This window comes from Arthrobacter sp. SPT-J7 (assembly GCF_059089965.1).
In genome coordinates, this window is sequence record NZ_JBNHFF010000019.1 from 19,485 (window position 1) to 32,987 (window position 13,503).

General features: G+C 66.3%; 11 protein-coding genes. 2 read left to right on the forward strand and 9 right to left on the reverse strand.

What is annotated here, in order from left to right; translation table 11 throughout:
* Nucleotides 1-95: 95 nt before the first annotated feature.
* The 5 genes from AC5RWX_RS18430 to tdh all read right to left on the reverse strand — a co-directional run bounded on the left by AC5RWX_RS18430 (nt 96) and on the right by tdh (nt 5,619).
* Nucleotides 96-884, reverse strand: coding sequence for a DeoR/GlpR family DNA-binding transcription regulator (locus AC5RWX_RS18430; protein ID WP_494097775.1), 789 nt, complete (start codon nt 882-884; stop codon nt 96-98).
* Between the two features lie 96 nt (nt 885-980).
* Nucleotides 981-2,192 carry an imidazolonepropionase gene (gene hutI, locus AC5RWX_RS18435; protein WP_494097776.1) on the reverse strand — a complete coding sequence of 404 codons (1,212 nt, stop codon included), beginning with the start codon at nt 2,190-2,192 and terminating at the stop codon, nt 981-983.
* Nucleotides 2,193-2,203: 11 nt separating this feature from the next.
* Complete coding sequence (locus tag AC5RWX_RS18440; RefSeq protein WP_494097777.1) at nt 2,204-3,325, reverse strand: NAD(P)/FAD-dependent oxidoreductase; 1,122 nt, start codon at nt 3,323-3,325, stop codon at nt 2,204-2,206.
* A gap of 42 nt (nt 3,326-3,367) precedes the next feature.
* Nucleotides 3,368-4,564 (reverse strand): glycine C-acetyltransferase, encoded by a 1,197-nt coding sequence (locus AC5RWX_RS18445; protein ID WP_494097778.1) that lies wholly within the window; start codon nt 4,562-4,564, stop codon nt 3,368-3,370.
* Between the two features lie 8 nt (nt 4,565-4,572).
* Nucleotides 4,573-5,619 (reverse strand): L-threonine 3-dehydrogenase, encoded by a 1,047-nt coding sequence (gene tdh, locus AC5RWX_RS18450; protein WP_494097779.1) that lies wholly within the window; start codon nt 5,617-5,619, stop codon nt 4,573-4,575.
* Between the two features lie 129 nt (nt 5,620-5,748).
* On the opposite strand from tdh, the gene AC5RWX_RS18455 reads away from it, so the two are divergent.
* On the forward strand, nt 5,749-6,660 hold the full coding sequence (locus AC5RWX_RS18455) for a LysR family transcriptional regulator (RefSeq protein ID WP_494097780.1): 912 nt from the start codon (nt 5,749-5,751) through the stop codon (nt 6,658-6,660).
* 85 nt (nt 6,661-6,745) lie between these two features.
* Here AC5RWX_RS18455 and gatB read toward each other — a convergent pair whose 3' ends face one another.
* The 4 genes from gatB to AC5RWX_RS18475 form a co-directional block, all read right to left on the reverse strand.
* On the reverse strand, nt 6,746-8,254 hold the full coding sequence (gatB, locus tag AC5RWX_RS18460; RefSeq protein ID WP_494097781.1) for an Asp-tRNA(Asn)/Glu-tRNA(Gln) amidotransferase subunit GatB: 1,509 nt from the start codon (nt 8,252-8,254) through the stop codon (nt 6,746-6,748).
* Nucleotides 8,254-9,825 carry an Asp-tRNA(Asn)/Glu-tRNA(Gln) amidotransferase subunit GatA gene (gene gatA, locus AC5RWX_RS18465; protein ID WP_494097782.1) on the reverse strand — a complete coding sequence of 524 codons (1,572 nt, stop codon included), beginning with the start codon at nt 9,823-9,825 and terminating at the stop codon, nt 8,254-8,256. The genes gatB and gatA overlap by 1 nt, the downstream gene beginning before the upstream one ends.
* A gap of 2 nt (nt 9,826-9,827) precedes the next feature.
* The gene (gene gatC / locus AC5RWX_RS18470; protein ID WP_163164358.1) at nt 9,828-10,124 is read right to left on the reverse strand and encodes an Asp-tRNA(Asn)/Glu-tRNA(Gln) amidotransferase subunit GatC; all 297 of its coding nucleotides are present in this window, start codon (nt 10,122-10,124) and stop codon (nt 9,828-9,830) included.
* Between the two features lie 145 nt (nt 10,125-10,269).
* The gene (locus AC5RWX_RS18475) at nt 10,270-11,748 is read right to left on the reverse strand and encodes a CitMHS family transporter (RefSeq protein WP_494097783.1); all 1,479 of its coding nucleotides are present in this window, start codon (nt 11,746-11,748) and stop codon (nt 10,270-10,272) included.
* 184 nt (nt 11,749-11,932) lie between these two features.
* Here AC5RWX_RS18475 and AC5RWX_RS18480 point away from each other — a divergent pair.
* Nucleotides 11,933-13,503: sensor histidine kinase (locus AC5RWX_RS18480; RefSeq protein ID WP_494097784.1), on the forward strand; the 1,571-nt coding region annotated here is incomplete at its 3' end.

The window sequence follows — 13,503 nt, forward strand, 5'->3', positions numbered from 1 at the left end:
TTGCCTGCAGTTTCTGGAACCGGCCTGATTGCCCTGCGGTCCGGTCGGCAGGCGCGCCCTCGCGCTGGTGGCTTCACTCCCAGTAACAACCAGGCTCAGCGCGCGGCGACAATCACTTCCGTGCCGTTGGCCTCGAAGGCCGCCTTGTCGTGCGCCGAGATTCCCGCATCCGTAATCAAGCGGGTGAAGTTGTAGCCGTCCATGGTGGCAAAGGCACGCACCCCAACTTTGGACGAGTCAGCCAGCACGTAGGACACCCGTGCCCTGCTGGCCAGCAGGGCGTTGACTGACGCTTCCCCCTCCCCCGTGTTGGTCGGCCCGACGTCGGGGTCGATGCCGTTGACACCGATGAAGGCGATGTCCAGCACCACCTTCTGCATAATGATGTCCGTGTACGGCCCCACCAGTTCGTAGGACCGCGGATTGAGGATCCCGCCGGTAACCATGACTTTGATGTTGGGCCGGACCGCCAACTGCCCGGCGATGTTGATGGCGTTGGTAACCACCGTGAGGGTGGGCTGGTTGGAAGGCGCGTTGAGATCCTCGCGCGTGGCCAGGATCTGCGCCAGCGCGGTGCTGGTGGTGCCGCCGCAAAGCCCGATCACGGCGCCAGGGGCAATCAGCGCTGAGGCCGCCTGGGCAATCTGCTCCTTGGCCTCGGCGTGATCGTCGCGGTTGTACCTGCCCGGCAGGTCGTAGGCCAGCGCGCCCGTTCTGGCACCACCCCGGGTCCTGGTGAGCAGCCTGCGCTTTGCCAGGCTGTCCAGGTCGCGCCGGGCGGTGGCCGGGGAGACGTTGAGGGTGCTGACGATCTCTTCGACCTCCACCTGGCCGGTCCTGGCGAGGAGATCGAGTATGGCCGTCAGTCGGTCAGTGCGGGTCATGCAAGAGCCTCCAGCTACTCCCGCCACCGGGCGCGATGACGCTTTCTGATCATAACAGACCGCTAATGATCATCTAACGTCAGCTTGTCCCGGGAATTACCTGGCCCTCTTCCCGGCGCGCCATACAGCGTACGTCAGGGGCATGCCTGGACGGTACGCAAGGTGCGTAGCCGACGGTGCATTGAGCAGGTGGAGATCCGCCCGGTGTCCGACGGCGATCGAACCCACCGCACGTTCGCCGTCGGCGTCGTCTCCCTTGTCCTTGTGCAGTGCAAGGGCGCCGCCGTAGGTGGCGGCGCGTACGGCTTCATGGACGCTGAGGCCCATCTGCAGCACGGCGGTGGTGACGCAATAGGCCATCGAGCTGGTGTAGGACGTGCCCGGGTTGCAGTTTGAGGCCAGCGCCACCTGGACGCCGGCGTCAAGCAACACCCGGGCAGGGGCAAGTGGCTGGCGGGTTGAAAGATCGCAGGCGGGAAGGCAGGTTGCAACAGTGCCCCTCGCACCGGTTCCGAAAGCGGCATCCCACCCCGCCCAGGTTCCGGCCAGCGCGTCAAGGTCCTTATCCGCAAGGTAATTCACGTGGTCCACGCTCGCGGCCCCAAGTTCCACGGCGAGCTGCACGCCCGGGCCTTGGCCGAGCTGATTGCCGTGGACGCGCAGGCCCAGGCCTGCGTCGCGGCAAGCCAGCAGGACCCGCCGGGATTGCTCCTCAGTGAAGGCGCCCTCTTCGCAAAATACGTCGGCCCACTGCACGTAGGGCCGGACGGCGGCGAGCATCGGGCCGCACACGAGGTCGGTGTACTCGTCCGCGTCCTGTCCGGCGGGAACCAGGTGCGCACCGAGGTAGGTGACCTGGTCCACCACGGTGGAGGCGATGCGAGCGCTCCGGGTCTCGTGTTCAACGTCCAGGCCGTAGCCGGTTTTCGTCTCGATGTAGGTGGTTCCCTGCGAAACGCCTTCGTCAACGCGGGACAGCGCCAAACGGGTGAGGTCGAAATCGGACGTGGCACGGGTGGCGTTCATGGTGACGGCGATGCCCCCGGCAGAGTACGACTCCCCCGCCATCCGCGCTTCGAACTCCGCCGTCCGGTCACCGGCGAACAGCAGGTGTGTGTGGGAGTCCACCCAGCCCGGGATCATTGTCCGGCCGCCGGCGTCTACAGCGTCATCTGCGGCGGGAGCATCCGCAGCGGCACCGATCCACGAAATCCGCTCGCCCTCCACCACGACCGCGGCGTCCCTGAGGACCCGGTGCTCCAGGTCCTGCGTCATCAGCTCGGCGATATTGGTGATCAGCGTACTCATACAACCATTCTTCAGCGCCGGACTGACCAGCGGGTGGCCGCGAGCGCCTCAGCTGTCCGGGATGCCGGACCGTCTGCCGGCTGGGCCGCGCTGCCGGCGGATTGGAGGCCGGCGAGGATCTGCCCAGCCGCGAGCTCCGCCAGGGCAGACGACGTCTGGAAGCCATAGCCACCCTGGCCGGCAAGCCAGTAGAAGCCGGGGGCTTCGGCATCAAAGCCGGCCACGGGGACGCCGTCGGCCGCTTCGGTCCGCAGGCCCGTCCAGGCCCGGCGGACTTCGGTGATGCCGAGCGTCGTCAACTGGTTGAGCCTCGCCACCAGGCGCTCCACGTCCCCCGGTCGGGGCTTGGCATCTTCGGGTCCGCTTGGCACCGATTCGGACGGGGAGATCAGAACCTCGTCACCCTCGCGCCGGAAGTAGAACGTGTTGTCCGCTGCCGCCACCATAGGGCTTTGCGGCGGCAGGGGACATTTGACGGCGGCAATCGCCGCGGTGCGCCGGTACGGCTGCAGCCCGAGCTTCTCGACTCCGCTGATCACAGCCAGTTCGTCCGCCCAGGCGCCGGCCGCATTGACCAGGACGCGGGCTTCGAATGCCTCCATCCCGGCCCCCAGCTGCCAGCCGGAGCCCAGGCGTTGCGCGGAATGGACCCGCGCGCCGGTAATGATGTCCACCCCCGCTGTCAGCGCCCGCTGGCGGTGGTCCGCGAGCAGCAGGGGTGCGTTGCAGCCAAAGGATCCGGTGTCGAGTCCGGCGGCGGTGAAGGATCCCGGAAGCAGTGCCGGGCACAGTTCCAGCGCCTCGGCCGGGGTGATGGGACGCATATGGCCGCTGGCTTCCGCTGCCACCGCTTCCTCGGTGCCGATCAGCATAAAACTGCGGGGCGTGAGCACTGGTTCGGGCAGCTCGGCATCTCGGGCGGCGATCAGTTCCAGGGTGCGGACCGTCAGTTCCTGGACCACGGGGGGGCCGTAACTCGGGATGAGCTGGCGGGCTGAGCGTGAGGACGTGTGGTACGCCAACTCCTGCTCAGCCTCCACCAACGCAACGCTGCAGTGATCCGCCAACGCCGAGGCAAGGGAAAGCCCGGCGACCCCGCCGCCGACGATAAGGACGTCATAATGTGCTGGCATGGCACCATCCTTGCAGAATTAGGGGCGAACGGGGCGCGTCCGTCAGGCTGCCACCTCGGCACGGCTGGCGACGAAGGCACGCACGCAGGCTTCGACGTCGTCCCCTGAATGCGCGGCTGAAAGCTGCACGCGGATCCTGGCCGCCCCGCGCGGAACCACGGGAAAACTGAAAGCGGTAACGAAGACGCCGTGCTGCAGCATCCGGTCAGCCACCTTCACGGCCAGGACGGCGTCGCCGAACATCACCGGGACGATGGCATGCTCGCCGGGGAGGAGGTCGAACCCCTCCTCTGTCATGCGGCGGCGGAACAGCGCGGCGTTGTCAAAAAGCGTGCGCCGCAGCTCCGCCGAGTTCTCCACCAGGTCCAGCGCCTTGATGGTGGCGGCGACGATAGCCGGGGCCAGGGAGTTGGAAAAAAGGTAGGGGCGGGCCTTCTGCCGGAGCATGGCCACTACCTCTGCACGGCCGGAGACGTATCCCCCTGATGCCCCGCCCAAAGCCTTCCCGAAGGTGCCGGTATAGATGTCCACCCGGTGTGACACGCCTGCGTGTTCCGGGGTGCCGGCGCCGGTTGCGCCCATGAAGCCGACAGCGTGTGAGTCGTCCACCATCACCAGGGCGTCGTGCTTTTCGGCGAGGTCGCAGATGGCCTCCAGCGGCGCGAGGTACCCGTCCATGGAGAAGACCCCGTCAGTGACGATGACCTTGCGGCGGGCATCTTTCGCCTCAACGAGCTTGGCCTCGAGGTCAGCCATGTCCTGGTTGGCGTACCGGTACCGCTGCGCTTTGCACAGCCGGATGCCGTCAATGATGGAAGCATGGTTCAGGGCGTCGGAGATGACGGCGTCCTCCGGGCCGAAGAGGGATTCGAAGACGCCGCCGTTGGCGTCGAAGCAGCTGGAGAACAGGATGGTGTCTTCCGTTCCGAGGAACCGCGAGACTCGGGCCTCGAGTTCCAGGTGCAGGTCCTGGGTGCCACAGATGAACCGCACGCTGGCCATGCCAAAGCCGCGTTCGTCCATGGCGCCCTTCGCTGCGCCTATGATTTCGGGGTGGTCCGCCAGGCCCAGGTAGTTGTTGGCGCAGAAGTTCAGCACCGTGGCGCCCTGCTGGCCGACGAGCCCGGCGGAGATGTGGCTGGACTGCGGCGAGTTGATGCTGCGTTCAGTCTTGAAGAGTCCCGCGGTGCGGATGTCCTCCAGCTCACTGCTCAGCTGGTCCTTGATCGAGGTGTACATGGTGTTCCTTACAGTTGGGTCCAGTCGAGGACAACTTTTCCGCCTGCGCCGCTGCGGGCCAAGTTGAAGCCTTTTTCCCACTGGGCGGCAGGGAGCGTATCGGTGACGACGGCGGAGATGCCCCCGTGCAGCACGGGATTGGACGACAGCATGGCGCTCATCGCGTACCAGGTCTCGTACATTTCCCGGCCGTAGATGCCTTTGAGCGTGAGCATGTGGGTCACCACCTTGCCCCAGTCAATGGTGATGTCCTGGCTGGGCAGGCCCAGCATGGCGATCCGGCCACCGTGGTTCATGTTGTCGATCATTTCCGGCAGGGCAGTGGGGTGGCCGGACATTTCCATCCCGATGTCGAAGCCTTCGCGCATCCCCAGTTCCCGCTGGGCGTCGCGGACGCGGGTGGTGGAGACATCAATGGCAAGGTCTGCGCCGAGCTGCCGGGCCAGGTCCAGCCTTGGCCGCGAGACATCCGTGATGGCGATCTTGCGGGCTCCGGCGTGGCGGGCAACGGCGATGGCCATCAGCCCGATGGGGCCGGCACCGGTAATGAGCACATCCTCCCCCACCAGCGGAAAACTGAGGGCAGTGTGCACGGCATTGCCGAAGGGGTCGAAGATGGCGCCGAGCTCGGGAGTGACAGACGGATCGTGATGGACCCAGGCGTTGGTTTCCGGGATCACCACGTACTCTGCGAATGCGCCGTCCCGCTGTACTCCCACGCTGACCGTATGAATGCACATCTGGCGCCGGCCCGCGCGGCAATTCCGGCAAATCCCGCACACCACGTGGCCTTCGCCGGAGACCCGGTCCCCGACTTTGACGTCGCGGACGTCTTCGCCGATTTCGACCACTTCGCCGTAGAACTCGTGGCCGGGGATGAGGGGAGCTTCAATGATCCCTTGTGCCCAGGAGTCCCACGACTGGATGTGGAGGTCGGTGCCGCAGATGCCGGTGGTCATGACCCTGATCTTCACGTCGGCGGGGCCTGCTGCCGGTTCGGGGCGGTCCACCAGCTCGAAACCGGCCCGGGGGCCGGCCTTGTACAAAGCCTTCATCGGCTTCCTTACTCTTTGTGCGTCGTTGGCAGGTCCTGCCCCTCCTCATTACAGCGAGGAAAAAGCTTTAGCACAACAGCGAAGTTCTCAATCGACGATGTAGAGGAAGCTAACGCTTAGACTGGACCGGTGGAGATACACCAGCTCGAAATCCTGCGGGAACTCGGCGCACTCGGCAGCGTCAAGGCAGTGGCGGACACCCTGATGGTCACCCCGTCCGCAGTCTCCCAGCAATTGGCCCTGCTGCAGCGGAAAGTCGATGTTCCACTCACCCGCAAGGAGGGCCGCAACCTGGTGCTCACCGAGGCGGGTCAGGTGCTGGCCGACGCCGGGGCGGCCGTGGTCAGTGCGATGGCCGATGCCCGGGACGCCATCGGCAACTACCATGGCTCCGCGGCGGGCCGGGTAACCCTTTGTGGTTTCCACAGTGCGGGCCAGGCAGTGTTCGCGCCGCTGGCCAGGATCCTGGACACCCCGGGCCAGCCACGGATCGAGCTCTCGGATGAGGACGTGGCCCAGCAGGACTTCCCGGCCCTGACGGCCCGCTACGACCTGGTCCTCGCCCACCGGATGGACCACAGCCCGCGGTGGCCCGCGGAGCGGGTGACGGTAATTCCACTCGCCCACGAACCGCTGGATGTGGCATTGCCCGCCGGGCACCCCCTCGCCGGGAAAGCGGCCGTGACGGCGGACGACGTCGGCAGCGAGGCGTGGGTGACCAGCCACACGGGATACTCCCCCGCGGATGTGTTGTCCGCCGTCGCCGCTGTTTCCAGCCGGGAGCTGAACATCGTGCACCGGATCAACGACTACTCCACCGTGGCGGCACTGGTGGCTGCCGGCACAGTGGTGGGGCTGCTCCCGAGGTACACCGCAGGACCGGTGCTCAACCCGGACATTGTGCTGCGGCCCCTTGAGGGAATCAGCACCCGCCGCCGGATCGACTTGTTGGCGCGGCCTGAGAACCTGAAGCGCCGTTCCGTTATGACTGTCGCCGAGGCGCTGCAGGGCATCATGGCCGGACTGGTGGAGCAGGGCTGACCGGCTTAACCGGAACCGGGCCGCAGCAGACGTTGCGAAATCAGGATCTCACAACGTCTCCTGCGACCCGGCTGGGTGGAAGGGGCTAGACGGTGACGCCCAGCTTTTCCAGGATCAGCTCGCGGACGCGGGCAGCGTCTGCCTGGCCGCGGGTGGCTTTCATCACGCCGCCCACAATGGCTCCGATGGCCTGGACCTTGCCGCCACGGATCTTGTCCGCAATTTCAGGCTGCGCGGCCAGGGCGGCGTCGATGGCTTCGAGCAACGGCCCGTCGTCGGAAACCACGGCCAGGCCGCGCTTCTCCACGATCCCGGCCGGGGTGCCTTCGCCGGCCAGGACGCCATCCAGCACCTCCGAAGCCATCTTGTTGTTGATCTTGCCTTCCTCCACCAGGCGTGCCAACTCCACGATGGTGGCAGGCTGGACGCCCAGCTGGCCCGGGTCGACGTCGGCATTCTTGGCGCGGCCGACGATCTCACCCATCCACCATTTGCGGGCAACGGAAGCCGAAGCGCCGGCGGCGATGGTTTCCTCGATCTCGTCCATCACGCCGGCGTTCACCACGTCGCGGAATTCGAGGTCCGAGTAGCCCCAGTCGGCCTGCAGGCGCTTGCGGCGTGCAGCCGGCGGCTCGGGCAGGGTGGCCCGGAGTTCCTCCACCCACTCCCGAGACGGAACCACGGGAACCAGGTCAGGTTCCGGGAAGTAGCGGTAATCGTCGGCGTCGGACTTGGCCCGGCCGGACGTGGTGGTGCGCGTGTCCTCGTGCCAGTGGCGGGTCTCCTGGACAACGGGCTCGCCGGCATCCAGGACAGCGGCGTGGCGCTGGATCTCGTAACGGACGGCGTGTTCCACTGCGCGCAACGAGTTCACGTTCTTGGTTTCGGAGCGGATACCGAACCGTTCACGGCCGTGGGGGCGCAGCGAGACGTTGGCGTCGCAGCGGACGTTGCCGCGTTCCATCTTCGCATCGGACACGCCCAGGTTCTTCACGATCTCGCGCACCGCTGCCACGTAGGCCTTGGCAAGTTCCGGAGCACGCGAACCGGCGCCCTCGATGGGCTTGGTGACGATTTCCACCAGCGGCACGCCGGCACGGTTGTAGTCCACCAACGAGAAGTCTGCGCCCTGGATACGGCCGGTAGCGCCACCCATGTGGGTCAGCTTCCCGGCGTCTTCCTCCATGTGGGCGCGCTCGATCTCCACGCGGAACACAGTGCCGTCGGCGAGTTCGATGTCCAGGTAGCCGTCGTAGGCGATGGGTTCGTCATACTGCGAGGTCTGGAAGTTCTTGGGGGTGTCCGGGTAGAAGTAGTTTTTCCGGGCGAAGCGGCAGGACTCGGCGATCTTGCAGTTGAGGGCGAGGCCGATCTTGATCGAGGACTCGATCGCAGCCTTGTTCACCACCGGCAGGACCCCGGGCATGCCCAAGTCAACTTCATTGACGTTGGTGTTGGGCTCGTCGCCGAAGACGTTGGGGGCGGAGGAGAACATCTTGGTCTTGGTGTTGAGCTCCACGTGGACCTCGAACCCCAGGACGGGATCGTACTTCTCCATGGCCTCTTCGAAGCTCAGGATTGCGTCCGTGTTCATTATTTTGCCTCCTTGGCTTCGACGAGCATTGCCACGGGACGTGCAGGAAGTTCCGGGGCCTGGGCCAGCAGCGGGCCGCCCCACTTGGCCTCCAGCAGCGACTCCAGGACAGCGCCCACCCGGTACAGGCGTGCGTCCTCCCGTGCCGGGGCGAGCAGCTGGATGCCGACGGGCAGCCCGTCCTCGTCCGCAAGGCCGCCGGGAAGGGAGAGCCCCGGGACTCCGGCCAGGTTGGCCGGGATGGTGGCGACGTCGTTGAGGTACATGGCCAGGGGGTCGTCCAGCTTCTCACCAAGGCGGAAGGCCGTGGTGGGCGCGGTGGGCGAAATCAGGACGTCGGCCACGGTGAAGGCTGCGTCGAAGTCGCGCTGCACCAGCGTGCGCACCTTCTGCGCCGAACCGTAGTAGGCGTCGTAGTAGCCGGCCGACAGCGCGTAGGTGCCCAGGATGATGCGGCGCTTGACCTCGTCACCGAAGCCGGCGGCGCGGGTGGCTCCCATGACTCGTTCGATGGTCATCGGACCGTCCTCGGGCAGGACGCGCAGACCGTACCGGACGCCGTCGAACTTGGCGAGGTTGGACGACGCCTCGGAGGGCATGATCAGGTAGTAGGCGCCCAGGGCGTACTGGAAGTTGGGGCAGGACACCTCAACGATTTCCGCCCCGGCCTCTTTGAGGAGCTCCAGGGAGTCATTGAAGCGGTTCTCGACGCCGGCCTGGTAGCCCTCGCCGTGGAGTTCCTTGATGATGCCGATCCGCATGCCCTCGACGCTGCCCGATTTCGCTGCGGCGACGAGGTCTGCCAGCGGGTCCGGGAGGGAGGTGGAGTCGCGGGGGTCGTGACCGCCGATGACCTCGTGCAGGAGGGCCGAGTCCAGCACTGTCCGCGAAACCGGGCCGATCTGGTCCAGTGAGGATGCCATGGCGATGGCGCCGTAGCGGGACACGCTGCCGTAGGTCGGCTTCACGCCGACGGTGCCGGTGACGGCCCCGGGCTGGCGGATGGACCCGCCGGTGTCGGTGCCGAGGGCGAGGGGTGCTTCGAAGGCTGCGACGGCGGCAGCGGAGCCGCCGCCGGAGCCGCCGGGGATACGGTCCAGGTCCCACGGGTTGCGGGTGGGACCGTAGGCGGAATGTTCAGTCGAGGAGCCCATGGCGAACTCGTCCAGGTTGGTCTTGCCCAGGATGGGCATCTTTGCGGCGCGCAGGCGTTCCACCACAGTGGCGTCGTAGGGGCTGTGCCAGCCCTCGAGGATCTTGGAGCCGGCCGTGGTGGGCTGGCCCACCGTGACGATGAGGTCCTTGACGGCGATCGGGACGCCGGCCAGGACATGCAAGGATTCGGCCCCTGCACCGCCCGCAGCACGGATGGCGTCCACCTCGGCGGCGACGGCGAGCGCTTCCTCCGCGTTGACGTGCAGGAAGGCGTTCACGCCGCGTTCCCCGCCGTCAACCGCAGCAATCCGGTCCAGGTAGGCCTGGGTGACCTCGACGGAGGTGACCTCACCGGCGGCCAGCTTTTCTGCCAGCCGGGCGGCGGAGAGGCGGATGAGTTCGTTGTTGTCAGTCATGCTTATGCCTCATCCAGGATTGCCGGGACCTTGAAACGGTTCTCATCGGAGTCCGGTGCGCCGGAGAGCGCCTGTTCCGCGGTGAAGGTGTGCCCCACAACGTCCTCGCGGAACACGTTGTTCAGCGGGATCGGGTGGGACGTCGCCGGGACGTCGTCACCGGCAGCCTGGCTCACGGACTTGACCGAATCAACAATGACCGCGAGTTCTCCGGCCATCCTGTCCAGCTCTTGGGCACTCATCTCAATGTGAGCGAGCCGCGCGAGATGCGCAACGTCGTCACGGTTGATCGCAGCCATGGATCTCCCCTGCAAAGTTTGAATTGATTTCCGATCCATTCTAGTGGGGAAACGATGATGCCCGTCTGACGGCCCCCAGCGGGCGTCAGACGGGCACCTTCATACCGGCCGGCGCCCCGGGGGGCAGCAGCACGGCAGCTACAGACTAACCGATTCCGATGGCTCCGGTCAGCATGCCGATTCCCAGCATCACCAGGGACACCACGGCGCTGCGCCACAGCACTTTCTTGTGGTGGTCGCCGAGGTCAACCTTGGCCAGCGACACCAGGAGCAGGATGGCGGGAACCAGCGGGCTCTGCATGTGGAACGGTTGGCCGGTGATGGAGGCGCGGGCCATCTCGGCGGCGCTGATGCCGTAGTGGCCCGCGGTCTCGCTCAGGACGGGGAGCACTCCGAAGTAGAACGCGTCATTGCTCATGAAGAACGTCATCGGGATGCTGAGGACGCCGGTGATGACAGCGAGGAACGGGCCCATGGATGTGGGGATGATCTGTACCAGCCACGCGGACATGGCTTCCACCATGCCGGTGCCGGTGAGGACTCCGGTCAGGACTGCGGCGGCCATGACCATGCTGACCACGGCCACGATGGACGGTGCGTGGGCCACGATCTGGGCGGCCTGGTCCTTGACGTTGGGGAAGTTCACCAGCAGTGCGATGGCCGAACCCACCATAAAGACGTACGGCAGGGGCACGAGGTCGGCGATCAGCATGCCCATGACGGCTACGGTCAGGCCCAGGTTGAACCACTGCAGCTTGGGACGCAGGGTCTTGCGGTTCGGGTCCAGTGCGGTATCTGCCATGGCGGTGTCGCTGTCGTCCACCAGCTCCTCGGTGCGTTCGAGCAGGGCAACGGAAGAACCGTCGACGGCAGGACCGCCGGTTGCGGGAACAGGTGAGGTACCGCGGCGGGAACCATTGCGCGAGCCGCCGGCGGGGGCGCCGCCGTCGAACGCTTCAGCGGTAAAGGGTTCTGCCGTAGACGGCGTTTCCCAGATTTCCGGAGCGGTGGCGCGGAGGCGGTTGCGCTCCTGCAGTCCGAGCAGCCAGGCGAAGGCCAGCACGACTGTGATGCCGGCGAGGAGGGAGGGAAGCATCGGGACAAAAACATCGTTGACGTCGATTTTCAGGGCGCTGGCGGCGCGGGCGGTGGGGCCGCCCCAGGGCACGATGTTCATGGTGCCGTTGGCCAGGCCGGCCACGCAGGTAAGGACCACGGGGCTCATCTTCAGCCGGAGGTAGATGGGCAGCATGGCAGCGGTAGTGAGGATGAACGTGGTGGAGCCGTCGCCGTCAAGGGACACGGCGGCCGCGAGGATGGCGGTTCCCAGCACTACCTTGGCGGGGTCGTTGCCGAGTTTGCGGAGGATAAAGCGGACCAGCGGGTCAAAAAGCCCCACGTCGATCATCAGCCCGAAGTAGATGATGGCGAACATCAGCAGGGCTGCTGTTGAGGTCATGGCCTTCATCGAGTCCATCACCATGTCGCCGATGCCAAGGCCGGCACCGGCGAAAAGACCAAAAACGGTGGGGACGATGATCAACGCCAGCACTGGCGTCAACTTTTTCGTCATGATCAGCACCATGAATACCGCGATCATTGCGAATCCAAGTAATACCAGCACGGCCGGCTCCTTCTTTGTGAACGGCGGCACAGCGTTGTGACGCGTGCTACAGACTGTAGAGTGGCCGCCGTCACGGCCGTGCCTTTGGCTCAATTGATTGGCATACTGCTTATTGCGAGCATTTTGCTCATTCTGCTCACAGCACCCGGCAAAGCCCGTGCAGCTACCCGCTTGAAGGAGGATCATGCTGCGTTCCCGCCCCCGTACCCCGCTGCGGTTCTCCACCCAGACGCTCCTGCTCCAACTTGCGGTGGTCCTTCTGGTGGTTCTGCTCAGCGCCGGGGTCCATGCATGGCTGACCTATGACAGGGTGGGCAGCGAGGCGGAAAACCAGGCGCTGACGCTCGCGCGGACGGTGGCCTCGGACCCAACAGTGCGGGCGGACGTGCTGGCCATCAGTGAACAGGCCGGCACTCCCCCGCCTACCGAGTTGGCCGCCGGGCCGTTGATGGCATCGGCCGAAGCAGCACGCACGCGGACCGGCGCCCTGTTTGTGGTCATTACCGACGAAGCGGGCCTTCGGCTGGCGCACCCTGACCCCCAGCGGCTCGGCGAACGGGTGAGTACGGATCCGTCCGAGGCCTTGTCCGGCCGTGAGGTCACCACCCGGAACACCGGAACGCTGGGCCCGTCGGCGGGAGCGAAGGTGCCGGTCTACGCACCGGGCAGCACCACTGTGGTGGGCGAGGTGAGCGTGGGCTATTCGATGGAAACAGTGGGCCAGAGCCTGGCGCGCGATATCGGCCCGGTTGCCCTCACCGCCACCGGTGCCCTCATGGCCGGCGTCCTGGGATCCTTCCTGCTGCGCCGCCGCCTCCAGCGCCTCACCCTGGGCCTGGAACCGGAGGAAATCAGCAGCCTGGTCCACGACCAGGTGGCAGTTCTCCAAGGCGTGGACGACGGCGTGATCGGCGTTTCGGCCGACGGCCGGATCAGTGTGTTCAACGCCGCAGCGCAGCGGCTGCTGGACTTGCCGGACCTGACTGGAGCCGCATGGGATGAGGCACCGGTACCAAACCAGCTGAAGTCCCTGACCCGGCCCGGCCCCGGCTCGGATGCCGCACTGGAATTGGTGGCCGGCGGGCGGGTGCTGGTGGCCAACGCCCGCAAGGCACTGCACCGGCGCGAAGACCTGGGATGGGTGGTGATGCTCCGCGACCGGACGGAACTGCAGCAGCTCACCCGGCAGCTGGACGCCGTGGGTACCATGTCCACCGCGCTGCGCGCACAGCGCCATGAGTTCGCCAACCAACTGCACACGATCGCCGGGTTCATGAGCATCGGGCAGCACCAGCAGGCACGCGAGTACCTTGCGCGGCTGGCAGCGACGGGACCGCTGAAGTTCCCGGTAGACCAGGCCGAGCTGCTTCAGGACCCTTACCTCCAGGCCTTTGTGGGAGCAAAGGGGGTGGAGGCCGACGAGCGGGGCGTTGCCTTGCGCATCGGGCCGGAAACCCTGGTCCGCGGCCAGGTCACCGACGCCCAGGATGTCACCACCGTGCTGGGCAACCTGATCGATAACGCAGTCAACGCGGCCGTTGCAGGCTCAGCTCCGGACCGCTGGGTTGAACTGGAAGTCATGGATGACCCGGGCGACGACGGCGGCACCCTCCACGTGGTCGTCGCCGATTCAGGCGACGGCCTGGCCGAGCGAACGGACACGGAAGCGGTTTTCGCCGAGGGCTTCACCACCGCCTCCGGCCCCGTCCGCGCAGGCGGCGGCCAGGGTTTCGGGCTGGCGCTGGCGCGGCAGCT